This window comes from Phytobacter sp. RSE-02 (assembly GCF_040578655.1).
Taxonomy (GTDB): Bacteria; Pseudomonadota; Gammaproteobacteria; order Enterobacterales; family Enterobacteriaceae; genus Phytobacter; species Phytobacter diazotrophicus.
The window spans coordinates 450036-475426 of the sequence record NZ_JBEULY010000001.1; the positions used below are offsets into that span (position 1 = coordinate 450036).

Sequence of the window (25391 nt, forward strand, 5' to 3'; positions counted from 1 at the left end):
GCGTGGTGGTTGAATACCGCCCGGTCTAAAAGGAGAGTTTATCATGAGTCTGGACATCAACCAGATTGCCCTGCACCAGCTTATCAAACGCGATGAGCAAAACCTTGAGCTGGTGTTGCGCGAATCTTTGCTGGAACCGACTGCTCCCGTTGAGGAGATGGTCGCCGAGTTACACCGGGTTTACAGCGCGAAAAGTAAAGCCTACGGCCTGTTTAACAACGACAGCGAACTGGCGCAGGCATTACGCCTTCAGCGTCAGGGCGAGGAAGATTTTCTCGCGTTCAGCCGTGCGGCGACGGGGCGTTTACGTGATGAACTGGCAAAATATCCCTTTGCGGACGGCGGCATTGTGCTGTTCTGCCACTATCGTTATCTGGCAGTGGAATACCTGCTGGTCGCGGTGCTGAACAACTTAAGCAGTATGCGTGTTAATGAACAACTGGACATCAGCGCGACGCATTATCTCGACATTAACCATGCGGACATCGTGGCGCGTGTGGATTTAACCGAGTGGGAAACTAACCCGGAATCGACGCGTTATTTAACCTTCCTCAGAGGGCGCGTTGGACGTAAGGTCTCTGACTTTTTCATGGATTTCCTTGGTGCAACCGAAGGATTAAACGCCAAAGCGCAGAACCGCGGATTGTTGCAGGCGGTGGATGACTTTACCGCCCAGGCGCAGCTCGATAAATCAGAGCGCCAGGATGTTCGCCAGCAGGTCTACACCTACTGTAATGAACAACTGCAGGCAGGCGAAGAGATTGAACTGGCGTCACTGTCAAAAGAGCTGGCGGGCGTGAGCGAAGTGAGCTTTGAAGAATTTACCGCCGGGCAGGGATATGAGCTTGAAGAGAGCTTCCCGGCGGATCGCAGCACATTGCGCCAGTTAACTAAATATGCGGGTAGCGGCGGCGGGTTAACCATTAACTTTGATGCCTTGCTGTTGGGCGAGCGTATTTTTTGGGATCCGGCCACGGATACGTTGACCATTAAGGGCACACCGCCGAATCTGCGCGATCAACTGCAACGCAGAACCGGTGGCAACTGACCGCACTGTGCATAAAGGAATACGCCAGAAAGCCTCTGTCGATGCTGCATTGCTGCGACGGGGCTCAAGGTCTGGTTCGACTTTCAGTTTGATGACCAGGCCTGGCAGGGCACAGATCTGATGAGCAACGAAAAGGTATTTGATGCCTTGAGTAAGGGGCAAATATATTTTGCCGTGGACGCCCGAGAGCGCATCGATTCGCCAGAGAGCATTGCTGAATCAGCTTAAGCGTGATGATCTACGAGTACAGCCGGACGATCCGCGAACGGGTAGGCCGTATCGAGTTTGATGAGACATAAAAAAACCCCGCAGAGCGGGGTTTTTTCAACTTGTCAGCGATTACGCGCGAACGAAGTCGATGTGAGACAGTTTCGGTTTGTAAGCGTGACGCTGTACAGCCTGAACTTTCACTTTTACTTCTTTGCCATCGATAACCAGAGTCTGAACTTCATCATAGAATTCAGCTTTAGACTGGATGTTCCACAGCTGGTCGTGGTCCAGTTCGATAGCAACTGGAGCTTCTTTCCCACCATAAACGATAGCCGGGAATTTGTTAGCTGCGCGCAGGCGGCGGCTCGCACCCTTACCCTGCTCTTTACGTACTTCTGCGTTGATAGTAAACATGTCAATTTCTCTTAAATAGTTCCTGCTACAGGCGACCCAGCAACAGGCAAGTGATCTGCTTTGCGGATGCAAAAGCGGGCGGATTATACCCGTATCCCCCCTCTGTTACAAGTCAGACGGCTATGGCTTAGCCGCGTAACTCGTTGGCGCGGCGAAAGCGCCCTTCATAATCAAACACCTTTTCCCGTACCTGCCAGTACTGGCCTTTTTTGCGCGCCACGACAAAATCAGGGTGGCGTAACAGCGCCTGCCGGGCGAGGATATCGGCGGCGACAATCCAGCGTAATGGCACGCCGGGCGTACGAGTGTGCGGGCGGATAAAGAGCTGCTCAAAAGCGGTACGCTGAGCAGGGGTATGCAGGCGGTAACGTTCGCTGACATCTGCGCCATCTTCATCGTAGTAGGTAATTTTTAACCACTCGCCTTTGTCATCCGCGCCGTGCTGTAAGTCCATTCCGCTACAGCGAAGGACCAGCGCGTCTTTGAGTTTCAGCGCCGCTTTAAGCATATCGTCCGGATCGACCAGAATAGTGTCGCAGGTCCGGCAACGACGGGCAGCAATGTCGTTTTCCGCATTACACTGGGGGCAATTTTTAAAACGGAAACGATAGTCACACTGTTCCCGCTGGCCGTCATCGTCCTCAAACCAGCCCTGGCAGCGACGGCCAAAATGTTCGATTAAGGTGCCATCTGCCGTGGTTTTTCCCCAAAAGGTATTGGCAAAGCCGCAGGCCGGGCAAAACACCTGCACAGGTACGTTGTCGCTTTTTCCTTTCGGCGCACCGACTTCCGGCGCGTAAAGATCGTGCGGATTTCCGGCGTAGTCGAGGATCAGGCAATCGGTCTTGCCGGGAAACAGTCGCAGGCCGCGTCCGACGATTTGCTGATACAGGCTGACGGATTCCGTCGGGCGCAGGATGGCAATTAAATCCACATGCGGCGCGTCAAAGCCAGTCGTGAGCACCGACACGTTCACCAGGTAACGAAAGCGTTGCGCTTTAAACGCCTCAATCAACTCATCACGCTGTGGACCTGGCGTTTCGCCGGTAATCAGCGCTGCTTCGCCCGCAGGCAATAGCCCGGTAATTTCATGGGCATGTTCTACGGTCGCGGCAAAAATCATCACGCCTTTGCGGCTTTCTGAGAACTCAACAATCTGGCTGATGATGTGCGGTGTGACGCGCTGCTGTTTTTTCAGTTCACGGTTCAGATCCGCTTCGCTGAACAGGCCGTTACTCTGCGCCTGCAGGCGGCTGAAATCGTATTGTACCACGGGCATATCCAGCCGTTCCGGTGGTGTTAAATAGCCATGCTTGATCATGTAACGCAGCGGCAACTCATAAATGCAGTCGCGGAACAGCGCTTTTTCATCGCCCCGGACCATACCGTGATAATGAAAACGGTAGATCCAGCCTTTCCCCAGACGAAAAGGGGTCGCGGTGAGTCCCAGCAAACGTACGCGGGGATTCACTTTGCGCAAGTGCTGTAAAATTTGCTGGTACTGGCTTTCGTCATCGTCGCTGATGCGGTGGCACTCATCGACAATCAGCAGTGAAAACTCACCCTGAAAATGGTCAAGGTTACGGGCAACGGACTGTACGCTACCGAAAACTACTTTGCCCTCACTCTGTTTACTCTTGAGGCCCGCAGCGTAAATATCCGCCTCCAGACCCAGAGCGAGGTATTTCGCATGGTTTTGCGCGACCAGTTCTTTAACGTGTGCGAGTACCAGTACGCGACCGCGCGCCACCCTTGCCAGTTCGGCAATGACCAGGCTTTTGCCTGCGCCTGTAGGCAGGACAATCACCGCAGGTTCATCGTGATGGCGAAAGTGGGCGAGGGTAGCGTCTACCGCTTCGCGTTGATAAGGGCGTAAGGTAAAAGTCATGCTCTTCATGGTGTGACAACATCATGTCACAAGTATGCCACGAATCTTTCCCTTGAGCGGCGTAGAATGACCGCTATACTGACAGGCGTAAATCACCTGAGTCTTCTTAAGGACGAAAGTCCTGCTTCCAGCACCATACAGGCAAAACAACTTCATGCGACTTGATAAGTTTATCGCTCAGCAACTCGGCGTAAGCCGTGCTATTGCCGGACGTCAAATCCGCGCCAGCCACATTACCGTAGACGGCGAAATTGTCAGAGATGCCGCGTTCAAATTGCTCCCGCAACACGAGGTGGAGTATGAGGGCAACGCGCTGGCTCAACAAACCGGCCCTCGTTATTTCATGCTCAATAAACCGCAGGGCTATGTTTGCTCAACGGACGATCCCGATCATCCGACGGTACTCTATTTTCTGGATGAGCCTGTAGCGCACAAATTGCATGCTGCGGGGCGCCTGGATATCGATACTACCGGGCTGGTGCTGATGACCGACGATGGGCAGTGGTCGCACCGTATCACCTCACCGCGCCATCACTGCGAGAAAACCTATCTGGTCGACCTGGAATCGCCAGTGGCGCAAGACACTGCGGAACGCTTTGCCAAAGGTGTCCAGTTACATAACGAGAAAGACCTGACCCAACCGGCTCAGCTCGAGGTGATCACGCCGACGCAGGTACGCTTAACTATCAGCGAGGGGCGCTATCACCAGGTAAAACGTATGTTTGCCGCCGTGGGCAACCACGTTGTCGGGCTGCATCGTGAACGTATCGGCGCGATTACCCTCGACGACGATCTGGCGCCGGGAGAGTACCGCGCACTGACAGAAGAAGAGATTGCCAGCGTCGGTTTGCCTGCGCGTTAACTTAGAGGAGCTTTTCGTGACCAACAGGCCACACTCATCACTGAGCATTGTGATTATTCTTGGCCTGCTGGCCATGTTGATGCCGTTATCTATTGATATGTATCTGCCCGCGCTCCCGGTAATTGCCGGGCAGTTTGGCGTACCGGCGGGCAGCGCGCAAATGACGCTAAGCACCTACATTCTGGGCTTTGCGTTGGGGCAACTGCTTTATGGTCCTATGGCGGACAGCATCGGGCGTAAGCCGGTTATCCTTGGCGGTACGCTGATTTTCGCCGCGGCGGCCGTGGCCTGTGCGCTGGCACAGAGTATCGATCAACTGATCACTATGCGCTTCTTTCATGGTCTCGCGGCAGCCGCAGCCAGCGTGGTGATTAATGCCCTGATGCGCGATATTTATCCGCGCGAAGAGTTTTCGCGGATGATGTCGTTTGTCATGCTGGTGACCACCATTGCGCCGTTGCTTGCCCCGATGATCGGCGGCGCGGTGCTGGTTTGGTTTAGCTGGCATATGATCTTCTGGATCCTGGCGGTAGCGGGCTTGCTGGTCTCGGTGATGATTGCGTTCTTTATACGTGAAACGCTTCCGCCAGAACGTCGGCAGCCGTTCCATCTGCGTACTACCGTCGGCAATTTTGCCTCTCTGTTTCGTCATAAACGCGTGCTCAGCTATATGCTGGCAAGCGGCTTTAGCTTTGCCGGAATGTTCTCTTTTCTGAGCGCCGGGCCGTTTGTCTATATTGAAATCAACCATGTTTCGCCACAGGATTTTGGCTACTACTTCGCGCTAAATATTGTGTTCCTGTTCCTGATGACCATCATCAATGGACGTTTCGTCCGCCGTGTGGGTGCATTAAAGATGTTCCGTGGTGGGCTGTGGGTTCAGTTTGTGATGGCGCTATGGATGGTTATCACGGCACTGCTTGGCGTAGGTTTCTGGTCACTGGTGGTGGGCGTGGCCGCCTTTGTCGGCTGTGTTTCGCTGGTGTCGTCGAACGCGATGGCGGTCATTCTTGATGAGTTTCCCCATATGGCAGGAACCGCCTCCTCTCTGGCCGGTACGTTCCGCTTTGGTATTGGCGCAATTGTCGGCACGCTGCTTTCTATGTCGGCGTTCAACTCCGCATGGCCAATGATTTGGTCCATCACCTTTTGCGCAACCAGTTCCATTCTCTTCTATCTTTACGCCAGTCGCGGCAAAAAACAGGCGTAACCTTTCAACAGAAGGGAGCAGAAACGCTCCCTTTTTTGATGCACATCAACCAAACCCGACATACATTCGGACGTGTTTGTTTATTTTATGTAAAATCCGTTTGTGTAAAAAGTCACATCCTTGTAGTAAAATAAGTTGAGTTAGATCTCATAAACGGGTACATATAGCCGAAAAAAGGGCCGGGGTTCATCAATAAAAACCTGATAAATGAACCGCTAACCCGCACAAATCGCGGCGTCTTACGTTTTATGTGTCGCTGACGAGACGGTTTGTCAATAATGTGTTAATATGAATGTGAAATATTTGTGAAGTAATTGGTACTTCCGGGGACAGAAAGTGAATACATTACAACTCTCCATCATCCACCGTTTACCCCAGAGCTATCGCTGGCTTGACGGTTTTGCAGGCGCCAGGGTTGAACCGATTCCGCAAAATGACGATGACGCGGAAGGGAGTCTTGTGGCGCTGAAGTTATTGAGTCCGGATGGCGATAGCGCCTGGCCGGTTATGCACAAGCTGAGTCAGGCACTGAGTGACATCGCAGTAGATTGTTCCGTCGTGGAATGCGAAGGTGAACCTTGTCTGTTCGTGAACTGTCAGGATGAGTTTGCAGCGACCTGCCGCCTGAAAAACTTTGGCGTCGCGATCGCTGAACCCTTCACCACTCAGAACCCTTTCTGAGCGTCAGCTCAATGATAAAAGCTGACGCGTGTAGTCCTGCTGCGGCGCGCTAAACACGCGGTGACACTCTCCCTGCTCAACCACCTCTCCCTGTTTCAGCACAATCACCTGATGGCATAACGCGCGTACCACCTGCAAATCGTGACTGATAAAAATATAAGCCAGATGGTGCGTCTGCTGGAGCGATTTCAGTAAGGCGAGGATCTGCGCCTGTACTGTGCGATCAAGGGAGGAGGTGGGTTCATCCAGTATGATCAGCTCCGGTTTCAGTATCAGTGCCCGGGCAATGGCAATACGCTGGCGCTGACCGCCAGAAAACTCACCCGGGAAACGTCGGCGGGTTTCTGGATCCAGACCAACCTCGTTCATGACTCTGATGACTTCTGCCTCCCGCGCTTCGTGCGTCAACGTCGGCTGGTGCACCAGTAATCCCTCTTCGATAATCTGCTGCACGTTCAGGCGTGGATTCAGCGAAGAGTTCGGATCCTGAAATACCACCTGAATGCGGTGGCGCACCGGTAGCATCTGTTTGCGATTCCATGCGTGCAAAGGGCTATCGCCAAAGATAATGGTGCCCTGCGAGGCAATCAGGCGCAGCAGCGCCAGTCCGGTGGTACTCTTCCCGGAGCCAGACTCCCCAACCAGCCCCAGCGTTTCCCCTGCACGCAGGGTGAAGCTGATGTTATTGACCACCCGGTTTTCGCCCACTACGCGTTTAAAGATACCTTTGCGGATCGGAAAACTGACGCCGAGATTTTCGACGCGCAGCAGTGGCGGTGTGTCCGGGGCCAGGGGGACCGGGTCGCCCGCGGGCTCGCTGTTCAACAGACGCTGGGTATAAGGGTGCGTTGGCGCGGCAAACAGGGCGCTTGCGCTGTTCTGCTCGACGCACAGACCGTTTTGCATCACGGCGACGTTATCTGCCAGTTTGCGCACAATACTCAGGTTGTGCGTGATAAACAGAAGCCCCATGTTCAGCTCCTGACGCAGTTCGCGCAGCAGCGTCAGGATTTGCGCCTGCACCGTTACATCCAGCGCGGTGGTGGGTTCGTCCGCAATCAATAATTCCGGACGAGTGAGCAGCGCCATGGCAATCATCACGCGCTGGCGTTCGCCGCCAGAAAGCTGGTGGGGGAAATCCCCCAGGCGCTGGCGGGCATTGCGGATACCCACCCGGTCAAGACAGGTCAGGATCTCGGCGCGGGCGGCCTCCCGGCGCATCCCCCGGTGTAGCGATAAGACCTCGTAAAGCTGCTTTTCCACGCTATGCAGTGGATTGAGCGACACCATCGGTTCCTGAAAAATCATCGCAATTTTATTGCCGCGCACCTGGCGCAAGGTTTTCTCGCTGGCATGCAGCAGGCTTTCGCCATGAAAGAGGATATCGCCCTGCGGATAGACAGCGGGTGGCGTGGGCAGCAGGCGAAGGATCGACAATGCGCTCACGCTTTTACCCGAGCCGGATTCGCCGACCAGCGCCAGTGTTTCGCCCGCCTCAATTTGCAGCGAAAGCGAATCCACCACCGTGCGTTGTGTCTCCTGCTGACGAAAAGCGATAGACAGGGAATCAATGCGTAACAGGGGAGGGGTCATCTTATACCGCCTTGTTGGGATCGAAGGCGTCGCGCACTGCTTCACCAATAAAAATTAACAGCGACAGTAATACCGCCACAGATAAAAACGCCGCGATACCCAGCCAGGGCGCCTGCAGATTATTCTTCCCCTGCAGTAATAATTCGCCAAGCGACGGTGAACCCAGTGGCAAACCGAAGCCGAGGAAATCCAGCGAGGTCAGGGTGGAAATCGAGCTGCATAAAATAAACGGCAGGAAGGTCAGCGTGGCGACCATCGCATTGGGCAGCATATGGCGCAACATAATGCTGCGGTCGTTCACCCCCAGCGCCTGCGCCGCACGGATATAGTCGAAATTTCGCGTGCGCAGAAACTCAGCGCGCACCACGCCCACCAGACTCATCCAGCCGAACAGTACCGTAATAGCCAGCAACCACCAGAATCCAGGCTGTACGACGCTGGAGAGCAGAATAATCAGGAATAGCGTTGGCATGCCTGACCAGACCTCAATAAAGCGCTGGCCCCACAGATCGATTTTCCCGCCGTAATAGCCCTGTAGTGCGCCTGCGAGCACGCCGATAACGCAGGAGCAGAGCGTCAACATTAAGCCAAACAGCAATGAGATACGCGTCCCGTAGAGAATACGCGCCAGCACATCCCCGCCGTTGGCATCGGTACCTAACCAGTTCTGCTTTGAGGGCGGCGAGGGGAAAGGCTGAGTGGTGGAGTAGTTGATACTGCGCGCGCCAAAGCGGATGGGGGCATGAATCATCCAGCCATGCTGAGCGATTTGCTGCTGCAGCCAGGGATCCTGATAATCCGCAGGCGTGGCAAACGGACCGCCAAATTCGCTCTCGCTGTAGTTGAAAATCACCGGCGCGTACCAGTGACCCTGGTAACGCACCAGCAGCGGTTTATCGTTGGCGATCAGTTCGGCAAACAGGCTGAATAAAAAAATCAGCAGAAAAATCCACAGCGACCAAAAGCCGCGGCGATTATGGCGAAAACGCGCCCAGCGAGTCTGGTTGACGTAGCTTAATTTAAACATCAGCGTCCCTCGAAATCGATGCGCGGGTCGACCAGCGTATAAGTCATGTCGCTGAGGATATTCAGCAACAGGCCGATAAGCGTGAAAATATAAAGCGTGCCAAACATCACCGGATAATCGCGCGAGACGGTGGCCTCGTAGCCCAGCAGCCCCAGCCCATTAAGTGAGAAGATCACTTCAATGAGCAGTGAGCCGGTAAAAAACATGCTGATAAAGGTGGCAGGAAAGCCTGCGATCACCAGTAACATCGCGTTACGAAACACATGCTTGCGCATAATATTGCCTTCGCTGACGCCTTTTGCGCGCGCGGTCACCACATACTGCTTTCTGATCTCATCCATAAAGGAGTTTTTCGTCAGCATGGTCAGGGCCGCAAAGCCGCCAATGACGGTTGCCAGCACGGGCAGGGTGATGTGCCACAGGTAGTCGGTTACCTTAGCGTACCAGGGCAGGGTGTCGAAGTTCGACGAAACCAGCCCACGCAGCGGGAAGATATCGTAGTAGCTGCCGCCCGCAAAAAAGACGATCAGCAAAATAGCGAACAGGAATGCGGGGATCGCGTAGCCGATAATAATAAAAGCGCTGCTCCAGACGTCGAACCGGCTGCCGTTATAGACCGCTTTGCGGATCCCCAGGGGAATCGACACAAGATAGATAATCAGTGTTCCCCATAGCCCAAGCGTGACGGAAACCGGCAGGCTCTCTTTGATCAGTTGTAGCACTGAGGCGCTGCGAAACAGGCTATTGCCGAAGTCGAAACGGACATAGTCCCAGAGCATTTTGAAATAACGCTCATGAATCGGTTTGTCGAAGCCGTAGCGTTTGGTAATTTCAGCAATCACTTCCGGATCAAGCCCACGCCCGCCGCGATAGTGGCTATCGTTGCTGGTAGCGCTGCCGACACCGGTTCGGGCGTGTGTGGCACCGCCACCTTCGATCGTCGTCCCCGGTAAGCCACTTTGGTTACCGAACTCAATCGCCGCAATGGCCTGATCGACCGGCCCTCCTGGGGCAATCTGTACGATGAAAAAGTTAATGGTGATAATCGCCCACAAGGTGGGAATGATCAGCAATAAGCGTCGAATAAAATAGGCGCCCATCCTGTCTCCTTAGCGTCTGTCTGCGGGCAGTTTTGCCGCTTTGTTCACGTCATACCACCAGGTGTCGAAACCGAGTGAATAGACGGGGCGAATGCCTGGCATCGAGAACTTGTCCCAGTAGGCCACCTGATCGGCTGCCATATACCACATGGGCAACATGTAGTAATTCCACGTCAGCACCCGGTCGAGCGCCCGCCCCAGCGGCAGCAGTTTTTGCTTATCTCCCTGCGCCTGGATAATTTGTGCGATCAGTTTATCCAGTACCGGGCTTTTCACGCCGGGGGAGTTATAGGTTGAATCAATGTATTGCGAACTCCAGGAGATTTGCAGATCGGAACTGGGCCACGGCATTGCCCGCCACACGCGCGGCATCATGTCGTAATCGCGGGTGCGCAGACGATTGGTTATCTGCGAGTTATCGACCTGACGGACTTCCATCGTAATACCCAGCCGCGCCAGGTTGTGCTGAAACGGCAACACCCACTGGTTGTTCCCGCCAGAAGGCAGCAGCATCTCGAAAACGAACGGTTTACCGGTCTGGGAGTTCACCAGCTTCTGGTCTTTCATTTCCCAGCCTGCCTGCTTGAGTAGCTCACTCGCTTTCAGCAGGTTCTCCCGGTCATAGCCGTCGCCTTTGGAGACGGGTGGAGTATAAATAGAGGTGAAAACCTCCGGCGGCAGGTCGGCTTTCATCGGTGCCAGTAGCGTCAGCTCCGCGGCATCCGGATAATTGCGTGCGGCATATTCCGTGTTCTGGAAATAGCTGTTGGTGCGGCTGTAGGCGTTATAAAACAGCGCCTTGTTCATCCACTCAAAATCAAAGGCCAGCGAGACAGCTTCACGTACCCGACGGTCAGTGAACATTGGTCGCTGGATATTGAACGCCAGCCAACGGGTATCCTGCGCGGAGGTGTTTGGCTGCTCATCTTTAATGATATAGCCACGGTCAAAATTGCTGCCGATATAGCGCGTCGCCCAGTTTTTTGCACTGCCCTCGGTGCGCATATCAAACGCGCCAGCTTTAAAGGCCTCAAAGGCGACATTGTCGTCCAGGTAATAGTCATAGCGAATACTGTCGAAATTCCAGCGCCCGCGATTGACCGGCAGCGTCGCGCCCCAGTAATCTTTCACACGCGAGTAGGTCACGTACTGTCCCATCCGCCAACTGGTGATGCGATAAGGGCCGCTCCCGAGGGGAGGGGACGATAGCGGGTCGCTGAGTTTATGATCTTTCCAGAATTTCTCAGGCATAACCGGCAGTGAGAAGAGGCTAAGCATGTTCTCTTTGCCCGGTTCACCCAGTTCGATACGCACGGTTAACGGGGAGATCGCTTTTACCGTGGTGCCTTTATAGATCAGGCGGAACTGCGGCACCCCTTCGGTCATAAATTTATGGAAGGTGAATGCCACATCACTGGCCCGGATAGGTGAGCCGTCGTGGAAGGTGGCGCGCGGATTGATTGAGACTTCGACCCATGAATAATCATCGGCGTAGCGGGCCACCTCAGCAATCAGCGGATAGTAGCTTCCCGGTTCATCATCAGAGGTGGTAAACAGGCTGTCATAGAGCGACTCGGTGCGCACGGCGGCGTTACCGCGCAGCGCAAAGCGGTTAAAGTTATCGAACGTACCGAGAAAGGAAAGCGTAATATTGCCGCCTTTAGGCGCAGCGGGATTCACATAGTCAAAATGTGAGAAATTGATGGCATATTTGGGCTCGCCAATAACGGCAAACGCGTAATTCTCTTTAATGGTTTGCGCATGGGTAATGGTGCCCACTAGCAGCAAACTCAAAATAAACAGGCGCACAAACTTCATCGGGCGGGATCCTTTACCAGTGGCGCTCCGGGCGCACCAACGTTTTCTCATTGAATAATAAGGGAGGGTGCGCCCATTGTGAAATAATTAACGGCCTAAAGTCGTGATGAAAACTGCGGGGGATGCCACATTGTGAATTGTTCAAGTGTCATTGGGCGGCTGAAATAGTAACCCTGCATAAAATTAACGCCATGTTCCCGCAGCCAGCGAGCCTGTTCCGGCGTTTCGACACCTTCTGCAACAGTGGACATATTCAGACGTTTCGCCAGCGTCAGCACGGCATCAAGCACCGGTGACGTGACGGTTTCAGTACCAATGGCATTCACAAAGCCACGATCAATTTTAAGATAATCAAGGGTGAATCGTTCAAGATAGATAAGTGCGCTGTGACCGGTGCCGAAATCATCAATGGCAATTTCATAACCTTCATCACGCAGCCACTGGAATAATTTCACTGCCTCACTCTGGCGCAACATATCCCGCTCGGTGATTTCCAGCACGAGGCGGAAATAGTCGTCCGGAAGGGAATGGGTAAACTGGCGAATATCCTCAGCAAAGCTTTCAACATGCAAATGGCCGGGCGAGATATTAATACCCAGTTTGGCCCCCTGCGGCAGCAGCGTTTGCAAGACCGGCGCATCGTGGGCAATAAGCTTAAACAGATGCAGCGTTAGCGGCACGATTAGCTGTTGCGCCTCGGCATACTGGATAAATGCATCTGGTGGGATCTCTCCGGCAGTGGGGTGCTTCCAGCGCATGAGTACCTCGACACCGCGCACCCGTAATTCGCTGGCATCAACCACTGGCTGGTACACCACATAAAACTGATTCTGTTTAATGGCGGTAAGGATCTCTTTGCCAGGACGCATTCGGATATACAGATACCAGGCCGTCAGCAAACCGGCAAGCGTACCCACCATGCCGCCAAACAGCAGGGCAAACTGTACATCTTCGGGCTTCCAGGTTTCAGTATAAAGATTAATAGTCAGCGGAAGGCCAACAAGATGAGCCGTGCGAAACGGCGTGGTTTTCAGGGTACGCAGATCAACAAGGCCCGTCGAAAAGGTGGAGATCGCGTTGTGGCCGATTCCGAGAGCAATACCGGTCAATTCTTGTTGCTGTGAGGTATAAAGCAGGAAAGGGGGGAGGTTGACATTGAGTGATACAAAAACGCCACGGTCATCAAGCAAGGGGCTGCGGAACCACATTGCAATTGCAGGTTTGTCCGGCATCATTGGCGTGCCGTGTAAGATGACCATATTAAAGTCTTTGTGCAGATCAATCTCCGGCAGGAGATCCTTCATCGGCACGTGCATCACGCCCGTAGCGGAAGAACAAAATGCGTTATCGTTTTTGACTAATAAAAATGCGCGGACATTGGTGCTAAAAGCGGCGCGCGAGGTCAGTTCACTGGCGACATCAGCGCACTCATTGAGCGTTAGCGGCTGGAGCGCCTCAGCGGTGGTTTTGATATCGCTAAAATAGTCTGTGAGCCAGTGCTGCATGCCCGCGAGTACGGCATTCATCTTTTGTTCGTGTTTCTTCTGAACAACTAAAAATTGAATCCCGCTAACGGCAATAGCCGCGAAGAGACCGACCAGAAGGCTAAACAGAAGAATTTTCCGGCTGGCGGAAAAGCTGCGGGTCAACATCACTTATATCCATATCTGGCGAGTTTGAGCGAAAAAAAGCCAGGCGATTGCTCTGTTTGATTTCCTGGAATATAGCCTGGAAAGTGTTAATGAGACATATAAAAAGGCAAGAAAAACGGGTATAAAAAAACACCGCCGAAGCAGTGTTCTTTTATCGTTTCGCGCCAGCCAAGGGATAACCGGCGAAAACATGCGTTAGCTGCGGGACAATATGCGGCGCGCTTCGTTGTAGCGCTTCTTCCAGTAAGGTTCATCCATACTGGAAATCACCACACCACTACTTGTCGAAGCATGGACAAACTGGTTATTGCCAATGTAGATGCCTACATGGCGACCCGTTGACCCCGCTCTGAACAACACCAGGTCACCGGTACGCAAACTGGTGCGTGATACCGACTTACCCATTTCCTGCTGTTCGTAGGTTGAACGCGGTAATTCTAAACCAAACTGCTCACGGAAAGTGCGCTGGACGAAGCCGGAACAATCAATACCTTTCTTGGTGTCGCCGCCTAAGCGGTAACGTACACCTTTCCAGTCAGCATATTGATCGAGGATGCGATTTTTCACATCCAGATTGCGCACCATATTTTCAAATTCATCCTGAGAGGCTTGCAGTGAAGAGATATCTTCGCCCACAGCATGCGTCTCAGAATGCATGTTTTTCGCGGTATTTGTTGAACAAGCTGATAACAGAACCGCCACTGCTACCGCGGGAATCGCCCGCAAGATATATCTCAAAATCGGCTGAGATTTGACCATGTTAATTATTTTCCCTTGAAGTCCTTAACGATAAATATCGTTATAAAAAATGCCAACGCAGCGAGAGTAATTAGCTGTATGCAATGAGACAATTACCCGTGGTCAAATCTGTGGATGAACGCACAAATTTATTTGTTATGAGAATAATTGCTCATTAGCTCAAAGCAGACCCGAGATTACCCTATCACTACGGGCATTGCGAGCGCTTTTCTGCGTTTTTTTATAAGAAATTATGATACAGAAAGTTAATTATCAGGAATGGCTAAAAAAGCGGCAATTTAGGTTAAGAATCATGCAAATCGCTAATTTGAATAGTGATTGTTATGACAGGGGGATGACAGAAAAGGCGAAGTTTTGACAAATTTGCATCAGGGATCGAAAACGATCCCTGATGATTAGCGTACATCCATGTTATTAAATTGTATGAAAGTTGTTTATTTTCCCGGTAGGTAACGATTAAACAGGCTAATTATTTTGTCGCTAAGTGGTGTCATCAGGCACCACGGCAGGCCAATCAGCACCACAGAAAGAGAACCAACAGCAATATCGGTAAACCAGTGGGCGCCAATCATCACGCGTGGGAATGCGAAAACCACAAAAATAATCAGGGCAATGGCGAACGCTTTTTTACCGAAATAACGCAGCATGATAGAAGAAAAAATAAGCAACATCATGCCATGATCGCCCGGGAAACTGTCTTTGGAGGCATCCTTGGTCGGGAAATCCAGTAATTCACTGACCCGATGAATGCCGCTAAAAAAGAGTGTCGGGCTTTCGCGTTTAACGGGAATAAGCAATTGCGCGAGCTGATTAATAGCCACCGCAAACAGCAACATAGTCAGGCCAATAATGACGATCCGGCGACGTCCGGCGCTGTCTTCACGCAACCAGAACGACAGCATCAGGCAACCCATTGCAATGAGCGAGCAGGCGTCAAAGGCGCGGTTGTTGGTCAGCGCGACCAGCCACAGGAATGCACGGTTCTCAACGAGGCCGTTATTGAAGAAGTGGAAAATTGCCGCGTCCAGCGGAAACCAGAATCCATGATTGACCGGTAAATACCAGGACAGGAACAGCGCAAAACCAGCGACATTAAGCAAAAAAATAAGCGGTAAACGAGTCTTCATCTTTATCCATTTTTGAACAATACGGGCAAAACAGTAGTGTCCTTAACTTAAACGAAGCTTCAACAAACTGGCCTGCAAGGCATTCCAGTCCGCTTCGGAGGCGGTAATTAATTCAATACGGCTGTCCGGCGGCGCGACATTTTGCGTCTCAATATGCAGATCCAGCCCCTGGCGATTAATACGCACCAGCCCTTCGGGAATACGCATTACACCCTTGACGCGTTCAACTGGCGCAAGGCGCGCCCACTCAAGTAAACCAATGGTGTCAAACTGCGTATCTGCGTCAAAAATCCAGCCGCACGCATGATGACCCTGGCCACTATTCAGGCTGCGTCGCCAGCGTTGATGTTCAGGCAAGCTTAACGCCGCCAGTCCTTTTCTTTCGCCGGTGTGGTGATGATGTTCGGCACTGGTGGGAAGTGCGCGCAGATTGCGGCGAGGGTTATCCAGCAGCGACACGGGAATATTTCCCTGTGTGGCGTTGATACGCAGACGGTCGCCGCCATGTTGCTGCCACCATACTTCCAGTGCCTGTTGGCTCTCAACGCTGGCGCGGTCTTCTTTATTAGCAACAATGATGTCAGCCGCCGCAAGCTGGTCGCGGAAGTTTTCATTACCCGTCACTTTTTCGTCCAGCAACTGACGTGGGTCGATAAGGCACAGGGTCGCGCGCAGATCGATCCAGGGTTCATAGACCGGGGCAGTGAGCATATCGAGAATCTGTTTTGGATGGCCCAGGCCGGTAGGCTCAATCAGTAAACGATCGGGTTTACCCTGACGTAACAGCGTGTTAAGGCCAACCTGCATTGGCAGGCCGTTCACGCAGCACATGCATCCGCCGGGGATCTCTTTTAATAAGGCCCCGCTGTCCGCCAGTAACGCGCCATCAATGCCCACTTCGCCAAATTCATTGACCAGAACGGCCCATTTTTCGTTGGGGTCTTTATTTGCCAGCATATGGAGAATGGACGTCGTCTTCCCGCTGCCAAGAAAGCCAGTAATCAGATTTGTTTTCGTCACGTTTACTCCAGCATTACGCACAATAATAAGTGCGACAATCCTGGCGAAAATTGGCAAAAAAGAGAAGGGCAGGAGCGGAGAAAGCACTTTCCGCCCCTTTTAATGGCAGAAAATGTTAAATCTGCAGGGCGTTACGCACCGCCTGGTGCGCCCCTTGCGTGCGCAACTGTTGCCATGCACTGTCGATGGCATTCACAAAACGCGGGTCGGTGGGTAAATCAGTACCGAAGATTTCACTGAGCGCCAGCAACGCCCCAACGCGCTCCCTTTCACTGCTGGTCTCGACGATAGCCCGTAACTTATCGACCAGAGGATCGCGCACATCAATGGCCTCGCCTGCGTCATCCGTTCCGCTGACATAGCGCATCCAGCCTGCCACGCCGAGTGCCAGCAACGGCCAGTGGCTTTCACGCTGTAAATGCACGCGAACGCTATCCAGCATACGCTGCGGCAGTTTCTGGCTACCGTCCATCGCTATCTGCCAGGTGCGATGTTTAAGCGCCGGGTTGGAAAAACGGGCAATCAGATTGTCCGCATATGCGTTGAGGTCCACGCCGGTAATAGCAAGCGTAGGGGCCTGTTCGCCAAGCATCAACTGACGTGCGGCACGGCGAAAAACCTCATCCTGCATACAATCGCTGATATGGGCAAACCCGGCCAGATACCCCAGGTACGCGAGGAACGAATGGCTACCGTTCAGCATACGCAGCTTCATCTGTTCCCACGGGCGAACGTCTTGTACCAGTTGCACGCCTGCCACTTCCCATTGCGGACGACCGGCAACAAAGTTGTCTTCAATGACCCACTGAATATAAGGCTCGCAACTGATGGCACAGGGATCGGCAACCCCCAATTCAGCGGCAATTTCCGCCAGGGATTCGTCAGTAGCGGCCGGCACGATACGGTCCACCATGGTTGAGGGGAAACTGACATGCGTATCAATCCACTGCGCCAGTTCGGAGGAACGGGTCTGCGCCATACCCAGTACCGCATTTTTCACGATGTGACCATTATCCGGAATATTGTCGCAAGAAAGCACCGTAAAGGCGGGCAGGCCGCGCTCACGTCGACGGGCGAGCGCTTCAACCAGAATGCCTGGTGCGGAATGCGGTTCGCCAGGTTCCTGGAGATCATGGGCAATGCGCGGTTGAGTGAAGTCAAGTTTACCGGTTGCCGGGTCGATGCAATAGCCTTTCTCGGTGATGGTCAGGGAAACAATGGCTACCTGCGGTTCGCAAAATTTTTCAATGATGGCCGCCAGTGAGTCCAGTTTGGCATTCAGACATTCGTTAACCGCACCAACAACGTAGGCTTTATTCCCTTCAGCCCCTTTTTCCTGCACGGTGTACAGATGATCCTGCGCGCGCAACTGCGCCATAAGCTGGTCGCCGCTGAACAGGCTAATCTCGCATATGCCCCAGTCGCCCCCCAGCGCGTTCAGCACACGGTCAGTCAACAGTGCCTGATGGGCGCGGTGAAAGGCGCCAAAACCGAAGTGAACAATGCGCGAACGCAATGAACGGCGATCATATTGAGGTAACTGCACCGTTTCTGGCAGCGTTACGGAGGCAATTGTTTGCATTGAAATACACCTGTTTAACCATTAATTAACAATATGCAGTGTAAAGTTATATGACAGCAAATTGAATTGGTGTGCCTGAAATATCCGGGTAATGTGAGCTGGATCAATCATTCTTGCGGCGGCGTTTGACCCTCTCCGTTAAACATGTATGGTAGTCGTCATAGGCTTTGCGGTATTGGTATAACAACTTTGAGGGTGAGGCGATGGAACAAACCTGGCGTTGGTACGGACCGAACGATCCGGTTTCATTAGATGATGTGCGTCAGGCTGGCGCAACAGGTGTTGTGACGGCACTGCACCATATTCCCAACGGTCAGGTCTGGCCGGTAGAAGAAATCAAACAGCGTCAGGCATTGCTGGCTGAAAAAGGGCTGACCTGGTCGGTGGTGGAAAGTATTCCTGTGCATGAAGATATCAAAACGCACAGTGGACAGTATGACACCTGGATTGCTAACTATCAGCAAAGCATCCGCAACCTGGCAGCCTGTGGCATCGATACCGTGTGCTACAACTTTATGCCGATCCTCGACTGGACGCGTACCGATCTGGAATACGAACTGCCGGACGGCTCCAAAGCGCTGCGTTTTGATCAGATTGCTTTTGCTGCGTTTGAACTTTATATCCTCAAACGCGACGGCGCGCAGGCTGATTACACCGAAGAAGAACAGCAGCAGGCGCAGGCCTATTTTGAAGCGATGAGCGCAGCGGAAATTGAAAAACTGACGCGCAATATTATTGCTGGTCTGCCGGGTGCGGAAGAGGGTTACACGCTGGATCAGTTCCGTGCCCGTCTGGCGGAATACGATGGCATCAATAAAGATCAGTTACGCGAAAATATGGCTTATTTCCTGCGTGCAATTGTTGCCGTGGCAGAAGAAGTCGGCGTGCGTCTGGCGGTGCACCCGGACGATCCGCCGCGTCCAATCCTTGGCCTGCCGCGTATTGTCTCGACCATTGAGGACATGCACTGGCTGAAAAACGCGGTCGACAGCATCAATAACGGTTTCACCATGTGCACGGGTTCCTATGGTGTACGCGCCGATAACGATCTGGTGAATATGATTGAGACTTTCGGCGACCGTATTCACTTCACGCACCTGCGTTCTACCTGCCGTGAAGATAACCCGAAAACCTTCCATGAAGCGGCGCACCTGCAGGGCGATGTGGATATGGTTTCGGTTGTGGCGGCGATCCTGAGTGAAGAGCAGCGCCGTAAGAAAGCCGGCGACCTGCGTCCGATTCCGTTCCGTCCGGATCACGGTCATCAGATGCTCGATGACCTGCGTAAGAAAACCAACCCAGGCTATTCGGCGATTGGTCGTCTGAAAGGGATGGCGGAAGTGCGCGGCGTGGAACTGGCGCTTAAGAAAACGCTGTTCCGCGACCTGTTGTAATCCGTTAGCTTCGTTCTGAAATAAAAAAAGGACAGTTTTTACTGTCCTTTTTTACTTTTACAGGCTGGCTTAGTCCGCACGGCCCATATAACGGCTTTCTTCAATATGAATGCGGATTTTCTCGCCGGTGGTCAGGTATTCCGGAACCTGAATCACCAGACCCGTGCTCATGGTTGCCGGTTTGGTACGTGAACTGGCTGACGCGCCTTTAATGCCTGGTGCGGTTTCAACAATTTCCAGATCAACGGTCTGCGGCAATTCCAGCGCCAGCAATTGACCATCCCAGGTCAGCACCTGCATATCAGGCATCCCGCCTTCCGGGATAAACAGCAGTTCTTCTTCGATCTGCTCTTTTGTGAAGGTGTACGGCGTGTAATCTTCTTTATCCATAAACACGTATTCGTTGCCATCAACATAGGAGAAGTCAACGAAACGGCGGGTCAGGGTCACGGTATCAACGATATCGTCACCTTTGAAACGTTCTTCGACTTTCAGGCCGGTGCGCACATCGGAGAAACGCATTTTATAGAGGGTTGCGGCGCCGCGGGCGCTCGGTGACTGAATATCAATATTCTTTACAATCAGCAGCTTGCCGTTGTAGTTCAGCACCATACCTTTCTTGATTTCGTTCGCTCTTGGCATCAGTGGGATCCTGTAAATTAGAAATAACGAAAATATCGCGACAAAGTACCCGCGAGGGCCTTTACAGGCAAGTGGAATCGCTGAGTTTTGCGTTTGACGGGGAAAACAGGTAGTTTGGCGGCCAGCCCAACAGAGAGTCATGATTATGGAATGCCGTACGGATTGCGGAGCGTGCTGTATCGCCCCTTCGATTTCAAGTCCTATCCCCGGTATGCCACAGGGCAAGCCGGCCAACACGCGTTGTGTCCAACTGGCGGATGACAACACGTGTAAAATTTTCGGCTCCCCGCTACGTCCAGCGGTGTGCGCCAGCCTGCAACCGAGCGCTGGCATGTGTTTCAGCGATCGGGAGGCGGCCATGACTTTCCTGATTAATCTGGAAGCCGCGACCACACCTTAAGGCGACTCCGCGCTGTACTGATATTTCGCTTCATGCTCCAGTAACCATTTCTTGCGCGCAATACCGCCGCCGTAGCCGGTCATTGCACCGTCCTTGCCGGGGATCCGGTGGCAGGGGATGACAATCGCAATACGATAATGAACAGATGGTGTTGTTCGTCAGCAAGGCGCTGGCGGATGGCGTTCAGTAGTGATGCAAATTCAGCAGAATCCTGCAACACCCGCTTTCTTTGCTGAACGCGGCTGTCTTCCAGGTCAATGCCTGCGACACCGAGTTCAGCCAGCGCGAGCAGGTTTTCGATGATCTGTTCGTGATTGTCACCATAGCCATACTCCATATCAACGGCCAGCGGGATGGAACAGCATGCCTGTAAACGGACGATCGGGTGGTGGAGTTCTGCGAAGGTAATGCCGTCGCCATCGTCATAGCCATACATCGTGGCAATGGCGGCACCCATTGCCTGATAACCCGCGGCCTGTGCGGCTCTGGCGCTGAAGACATCCCAGACATTTGCTAGCAGTAACGAGCCGTCTTGTCGGTGTAAAAGGGCAAAATTCATCATCACAATCCTCTGTTGAATGGCCGCTTATCGGTACCGATAAGGCGTGACGGGCGACAACCGAAAAACGGACAGGTATTTTTCCCCCTCTCTTATTTGCTCACAAAAACGGAACAACATTTCAACGATACTGCCGTGCTGATGGGTGCTGAATGTGACCTAAAAGACGGTCAGCTTTGTTCAGCAAAAATGGGATGCCAGGGAGTGAAATGTGCAGTAGATCGTAATTTTGCAATCAAAAACGAGACTTTTCTTGATTGCTGAAGCGGAAAAGTCAAGACTTCTCGAAACGTTTCAGCGTCATCTTGTTTTCAACACATTTCAGGGTGGCGCATTATTTCTCAAGTTAGCTGAAACGATTCAGTTCAGCAGGAGAGGATTTACATGTTCCAGTTATCCGTTCAGGACATCCATCCGGGCCAGCAGGCCGGGACGAAAGAAGAGGCGATTCGTCAGATTGCTGCCGCACTGGCAGAAGCAGGCAATGTCGCCGGTGGTTATGTTGATGGCATGCTGGCGCGTGAGCAGCAGACGTCAACGTTCCTTGGCAACGGGATCGCCATTCCCCACGGGACGACTGATACCCGCGACCAGGTGTTGAAAACCGGCGTCAAAGTGTTCCAGTTCCCGCAAGGCATTCTCTGGGGGGAAGGCCAGGTCGCCTATGTGGCTATCGGTATTGCCGCCAGTTCTGATGAACACCTGGGCCTGCTGCGTCAGCTAACCCACGTCCTGAGCGATGATTCTGTTGCTGCACAACTGCAATCGGCGACCACAGCAGAAGAACTGCGTGCGTTACTGATGGGTGAACAGCAAGTGGCGTCGCTGAAACTGGATAACGATACCCTGAGCCTGGACGTTGTCGCCAGCGACCTGGTGACGCTGCAGGCGTTGAACGCTGCGCGGCTGAAAGAAGCGGGCGCGGTTGATGCTGTCTATGTGGCACGCGCGATTAACGAACAACCGCTGAATCTCGGTCAGGGGATCTGGCTGAACGACAGCGCACAGGGCAACCTGGCGAGCGCGGTGGCTGTCAGCCGGGCTGCAAAAGCATTTGATGTGAACGGTGAAAGCGTTGCGCTGCTGGTCAGCGTAGCAATGGCTGATGACCAGCCGGTTGCCGTGCTCAAACGTCTGAGTAATCTGCTGCTCGACAACAAAGCTGACCGTCTTCTGAGCGCAGATGCCGCTACTCTGCTGGCACTGTTGACCAGCGATGACGCTATTGCTGACAACCTGCTGACCGCCGAGTTTGTTGTACGCAACGAACATGGCCTTCATGCCCGTCCGGGCACCATGCTGGTCAATACCATCAAACAATTTAATAGCGAAGTGACTGTCGCTAACCTCGACGGTACCGGTAAATCCGCCAATGGTCGTAGCCTGATGAAAGTGGTCGCGCTGGGCGTGAAGAAAGGTCACCGTCTGCGTTTTACCGCACAGGGTGATGATGCTGAACAGGCGCTGAAAGCGATTGGCGAAGCCATCGCTGCCGGTTTGGGGGAGGGCGCATAATGAGCAGACGTGTCGCTACTATTACCCTTAACCCTGCCTATGATCTGGTCGGGTATACCCCGGAAATTGAACGCGGTGAAGTAAACCTGGTTCGCACTACCGGCCTGCATGCTGCGGGTAAAGGTATCAACGTGGCGAAAGTGCTGAAAGATCTGGGCATCGACGTGACCGTTGGCGGCTTCCTGGGTAAAGACAACCAGGACGGTTTCCAGCAATTGTTCAGCGAACTGGGCATTGCTAACCGCTTCCAGATTGTTCAGGGCCGTACGCGTATCAACGTGAAGTTGACGGAAAAAGACAGCGAAGTCACTGACTTCAACTTCTCCGGCTTCGAAGTGACGCCGGCAGACTGGGAACGTTTTGTTGCAGACTCTCTGACCTGGCTGGGTCAGTTCGACATGGTTTGTGTCAGCGGCAGCTTGCCATCGGGTGTGAGCCCGGAAGCCTTTACCGACTGGATGACGCGCCTGCGCAGCCAGTGCCCATGCATCATTTTCGACAGCAGCCGCGATGCGCTGGTTGCCGGTCTGAAAGCTGCGCCGTGGCTGGTTAAACCTAACCGTCGCGAACTCGAAATTTGGGCTGGTCGCAAATTACCAGAATTGAAAGATGTGATCGACGCGGCGCATGCGCTTCGTGAACAAGGAATTGCCCATGTGGTTATTTCACTGGGCGCGGAAGGGGCGTTGTGGGTTAACGCTTCGGGCGAATGGATCGCCAAACCGCCGTCAATGGAGGTGGTAAGCACCGTTGGCGCAGGGGATTCAATGGTTGGCGGTCTGATTTATGGCCTGTTAATGCGAGAGTCCAGTGAACATACGTTGCGCCTGGCCACTGCCGTGGCTGCACTGGCCGTTAGCCAGAGCAATGTAGGTATTACCGATCGTACCCAGTTAGCCGCGATGATGGCGCGTGTTGACTTAAAACCCTTTAACTAACAGCAGGAGAGCATAATGAAAACGCTGCTGATAATTGATTCTGAACTCGGTCAAGCTCGCGCATATATGGCGAAAAGCCTGTTAGGCGCAGCGGCACAAAAAGCGAATTTGCAGTTTATCGACAACCCCGGTGAAGCTGAACTGGCGATCGTTCTGGGCTCCCGCGTGCCGGCTGACAGCGCGCTGAGCGGTAAGAAAGTCTGGTTGGGCGACATCAATCGCGCTGTGGCTCATCCGGAACTGTTTTTAAGTGAAGCAAAGAACCACGCTTCTCCGTACACGGCTCCGGCGGCGGCACCTGTGACGTCCAACAGTGGTCCGAAACGTATCGTGGCCATCACCGCCTGCCCGACGGGTGTTGCACACACCTTTATGGCGGCAGAGGCCATTGAAACCGAAGCGAAAAAACGCGGCTGGTGGGTGAAGGTGGAAACACGCGGCTCTGTTGGCGCGGGTAACGCCATCACGCCGGAAGAAGTGGCACAAGCCGATCTGGTGATCGTTGCCGCTGACATCGAAGTGGATCTGGCGAAATTCGCTGGCAAACCGATGTACCGTACCACCACGGGCCTGGCACTGAAGAAAACGGCGCAGGAATTAGACAAAGCGCAAGCCGAAGCGAAAACGTATCAGCCGAGCGGCGGTACGCAAGCTGCGAGCAGTGAAGGTAAAAAAGAGAGTGCGGGCGCCTATCGCCACCTGCTGACCGGTGTTTCTTACATGCTGCCGATGGTCGTTGCCGGTGGTCTGTGTATCGCCCTGTCCTTTGCCTTCGGTATTACTGCATTTAAAACGCCGGATACGCTGGCTGCCGCGCTGATGCAAATCGGTGGTGGGTCTGCGTTTGCCCTGATGGTGCCGGTGCTGGCCGGTTACATTGCCTTCTCCATCGCTGACCGTCCGGGTCTGACGCCGGGTCTTATTGGCGGTATGCTGGCCGTAAGTACCGGCTCTGGCTTTATCGGCGGTATTATTGCCGGTTTCCTTGCGGGTTATCTGGCGAAAGCCATCAGTAAAGGCGTTAAGCTGCCGCCAAGCATGGAAGCGCTGAAACCGATCCTGATCATTCCGCTGTTCTCAAGCCTGATTGTTGGTCTGGCAATGATCTACCTTATCGGTAAACCGGTTGCGGGTATCCTTGCAGGTCTGACGTCCTGGCTGCAATCCATGGGTACGGCGAATGCTGTCCTGCTGGGGGCAATCCTCGGTGGCATGATGTGTACCGATATGGGTGGTCCGGTGAACAAAGCGGCCTACGCCTTTGGTGTTGGTCTGTTGAGTACACAGACTTACGCACCGATGGCCGCTATCATGGCTGCCGGTATGGTGCCGCCGCTGGCGATGGGTCTGGCGACCCTTGTTGCCCGTAAGAAATTCGATAAAGGGCAGCAGGAAGGGGGCAAAGCGGCGCTGGTACTGGGCCTGTGCTTCATCTCCGAAGGTGCGATTCCGTTCGCGGCACGTGACCCGATGCGTGTTCTGCCATGCTGTATCGCCGGTGGCGCGCTGACGGGGGCTATCTCCATGGCGATTGGCGCGAAACTGATGGCACCGCACGGTGGCCTGTTCGTTCTGCTGATTCCAGGTGCAATCACCCCGGTTGTAGGTTATCTGCTCTCTATCGTGGCAGGTACCCTGTTGGCAGGCCTGGTCTATGCGTTCCTGAAACGCCCGGAAACCGACGCTGTTGCCAAAGCCGCATAATGTGATTGACTGAGTAATAAAGGGGCCGGGAGACCGGCCCTTTTTTTATTTCCCCGCCTTCTGTGCCCCGCATCTCATTTCTGTAACGTGTTTTAGTCCCATCCCCTATAAATTTGTGATGACCTTCATATCTATTCACCTTCGCTTGTCTGGGCGTATTTACTTTACGCAAATTCAGCTTACGATAAACACATGTTCAAAAATAAACATGTGCTCTAATAAGGTTTCGCAACCAGACGATAAACGAA

The 25391-nt window shown here is 53.3% G+C and carries 22 protein-coding genes and 2 pseudogenes; 10 read left to right on the forward strand and 14 right to left on the reverse strand.

The genetic code is table 11. The features are described 5' to 3' along the window. Positions 1-43 precede the first annotated feature (43 nt). Both yejK and ABU190_RS01945 read left to right on the forward strand, forming a co-directional pair. On the forward strand, positions 44-1048 hold the full coding sequence (gene yejK / locus ABU190_RS01940) for a nucleoid-associated protein YejK (RefSeq protein ID WP_354690231.1): 1005 nt from the start codon (positions 44-46) through the stop codon (positions 1046-1048). A 63-nt stretch (positions 1049-1111) separates the two neighbouring features. Next, a pseudogene (locus ABU190_RS01945) lies at positions 1112-1277 on the forward strand (hypothetical protein); the annotation flags it as partial. A 110-nt stretch (positions 1278-1387) separates the two neighbouring features. Here the strand turns inward: ABU190_RS01945 and rplY are convergent. Both rplY and ABU190_RS01955 read right to left on the reverse strand, forming a co-directional pair. Further along, positions 1388-1672: a 50S ribosomal protein L25 gene (gene rplY / locus ABU190_RS01950; protein WP_039079939.1), complete on the reverse strand. Its 285-nt coding sequence runs from the start codon at positions 1670-1672 to the stop codon at positions 1388-1390. A gap of 127 nt (positions 1673-1799) precedes the next feature. Next, positions 1800-3560, reverse strand: a complete 1761-nt coding sequence (locus ABU190_RS01955) for a DEAD/DEAH box helicase (RefSeq protein WP_271850776.1) — start codon at positions 3558-3560, stop codon at positions 1800-1802. A 154-nt stretch (positions 3561-3714) separates the two neighbouring features. Here ABU190_RS01955 and rsuA point away from each other — a divergent pair, with 154 nt between their 5' ends. From rsuA to ABU190_RS01970, 3 genes are all read left to right on the forward strand, one after another. After that, positions 3715-4422, forward strand: coding sequence for a 16S rRNA pseudouridine(516) synthase RsuA (gene rsuA, locus ABU190_RS01960; protein ID WP_354690232.1), 708 nt, complete (start codon positions 3715-3717; stop codon positions 4420-4422). Positions 4423-4438: 16 nt separating this feature from the next. Continuing rightward, entirely contained in the window at positions 4439-5632 is a 1194-nt protein-coding gene (locus ABU190_RS01965) for a Bcr/CflA family multidrug efflux MFS transporter (protein ID WP_071195672.1), read from the forward strand. 336 nt (positions 5633-5968) lie between these two features. Further along, positions 5969-6313: a YejG family protein gene (locus ABU190_RS01970; protein ID WP_039079943.1), complete on the forward strand. Its 345-nt coding sequence runs from the start codon at positions 5969-5971 to the stop codon at positions 6311-6313. A 3-nt stretch (positions 6314-6316) separates the two neighbouring features. Here the strand turns inward: ABU190_RS01970 and yejF are convergent, their stop codons facing one another. The 9 genes from yejF to ABU190_RS02015 form a co-directional block, all read right to left on the reverse strand. Beyond that, positions 6317-7906, reverse strand: coding sequence for a microcin C ABC transporter ATP-binding protein YejF (gene yejF, locus ABU190_RS01975; RefSeq protein ID WP_354690233.1), 1590 nt, complete (start codon positions 7904-7906; stop codon positions 6317-6319). Between the two features lies 1 nt (position 7907). Beyond that, positions 7908-8933: a microcin C ABC transporter permease gene (locus ABU190_RS01980; protein ID WP_039079945.1), complete on the reverse strand. Its 1026-nt coding sequence runs from the start codon at positions 8931-8933 to the stop codon at positions 7908-7910. Beyond that, positions 8933-10033, reverse strand: a complete 1101-nt coding sequence (locus ABU190_RS01985; RefSeq protein ID WP_354690234.1) for a microcin C ABC transporter permease YejB — start codon at positions 10031-10033, stop codon at positions 8933-8935. The genes ABU190_RS01980 and ABU190_RS01985 overlap by 1 nt, the downstream gene beginning before the upstream one ends. Before the next feature lie 9 nt (positions 10034-10042). Further along, positions 10043-11851 (reverse strand): extracellular solute-binding protein, encoded by a 1809-nt coding sequence (locus ABU190_RS01990; RefSeq protein ID WP_354690235.1) that lies wholly within the window; start codon positions 11849-11851, stop codon positions 10043-10045. Positions 11852-11946: 95 nt separating this feature from the next. Continuing rightward, a complete protein-coding gene (locus tag ABU190_RS01995) occupies positions 11947-13503 on the reverse strand; it encodes a cyclic di-GMP phosphodiesterase (protein ID WP_354690236.1) in 1557 nt (518 codons plus the stop codon). 195 nt (positions 13504-13698) lie between these two features. Beyond that, positions 13699-14262 carry a bifunctional murein DD-endopeptidase/murein LD-carboxypeptidase gene (gene mepS, locus ABU190_RS02000; RefSeq protein ID WP_039079949.1) on the reverse strand — a complete coding sequence of 188 codons (564 nt, stop codon included), beginning with the start codon at positions 14260-14262 and terminating at the stop codon, positions 13699-13701. A 434-nt stretch (positions 14263-14696) separates the two neighbouring features. Next, the gene (locus ABU190_RS02005; RefSeq protein WP_039079950.1) at positions 14697-15389 is read right to left on the reverse strand and encodes a phosphatase PAP2 family protein; all 693 of its coding nucleotides are present in this window, start codon (positions 15387-15389) and stop codon (positions 14697-14699) included. Between the two features lie 42 nt (positions 15390-15431). Further along, positions 15432-16409 (reverse strand): GTP-binding protein, encoded by a 978-nt coding sequence (locus ABU190_RS02010; RefSeq protein WP_108702303.1) that lies wholly within the window; start codon positions 16407-16409, stop codon positions 15432-15434. A 115-nt stretch (positions 16410-16524) separates the two neighbouring features. Next, positions 16525-17991, reverse strand: coding sequence for a fructuronate reductase (locus ABU190_RS02015; protein WP_354690237.1), 1467 nt, complete (start codon positions 17989-17991; stop codon positions 16525-16527). Positions 17992-18194: 203 nt separating this feature from the next. Here ABU190_RS02015 and uxuA point away from each other — a divergent pair, with 203 nt between their 5' ends. Continuing rightward, positions 18195-19385 carry a mannonate dehydratase gene (uxuA, locus tag ABU190_RS02020; RefSeq protein ID WP_039079952.1) on the forward strand — a complete coding sequence of 397 codons (1191 nt, stop codon included), beginning with the start codon at positions 18195-18197 and terminating at the stop codon, positions 19383-19385. A 69-nt stretch (positions 19386-19454) separates the two neighbouring features. On the opposite strand, the gene yeiP is transcribed toward uxuA, so the two are convergent. Next, entirely contained in the window at positions 19455-20027 is a 573-nt protein-coding gene (gene yeiP, locus ABU190_RS02025; protein ID WP_039079953.1) for an elongation factor P-like protein YeiP, read from the reverse strand. Between the two features lie 145 nt (positions 20028-20172). Between yeiP and ABU190_RS02030 the strand changes: the two genes are divergently transcribed. Continuing rightward, positions 20173-20427: a YkgJ family cysteine cluster protein gene (locus ABU190_RS02030; protein WP_354690238.1), complete on the forward strand. Its 255-nt coding sequence runs from the start codon at positions 20173-20175 to the stop codon at positions 20425-20427. Here ABU190_RS02030 and ABU190_RS02035 read toward each other — a convergent pair. Together ABU190_RS02035 and ABU190_RS02040 are read right to left on the reverse strand one after the other, a co-directional pair. After that, positions 20424-20561, reverse strand: a pseudogene (locus tag ABU190_RS02035) (methylated-DNA--[protein]-cysteine S-methyltransferase); the annotation flags it as partial. The gene ABU190_RS02030 and the pseudogene ABU190_RS02035 overlap by 4 nt on opposite strands. Next, on the reverse strand, positions 20507-20989 hold the full coding sequence (locus tag ABU190_RS02040; RefSeq protein ID WP_354690239.1) for an isocitrate lyase/phosphoenolpyruvate mutase family protein: 483 nt from the start codon (positions 20987-20989) through the stop codon (positions 20507-20509). The pseudogene ABU190_RS02035 and the gene ABU190_RS02040, both read right to left, overlap by 55 nt. 381 nt (positions 20990-21370) lie before the next feature. Between ABU190_RS02040 and fruB the strand changes: the two genes are divergently transcribed. From fruB to fruA, 3 genes are read left to right on the forward strand one after another with little or no spacing between them, the layout of a single operon-like run. Further along, a complete protein-coding gene (fruB, locus tag ABU190_RS02045; RefSeq protein WP_039079955.1) occupies positions 21371-22501 on the forward strand; it encodes a fused PTS fructose transporter subunit IIA/HPr protein in 1131 nt (376 codons plus the stop codon). Further along, positions 22501-23439 (forward strand): 1-phosphofructokinase, encoded by a 939-nt coding sequence (gene fruK / locus ABU190_RS02050; protein ID WP_039079956.1) that lies wholly within the window; start codon positions 22501-22503, stop codon positions 23437-23439. The genes fruB and fruK overlap by 1 nt, the downstream gene beginning before the upstream one ends. A gap of 15 nt (positions 23440-23454) precedes the next feature. After that, on the forward strand, positions 23455-25143 hold the full coding sequence (fruA, locus tag ABU190_RS02055; RefSeq protein WP_354690240.1) for a PTS fructose transporter subunit IIBC: 1689 nt from the start codon (positions 23455-23457) through the stop codon (positions 25141-25143). Positions 25144-25391: the final 248 nt, after the last annotated feature.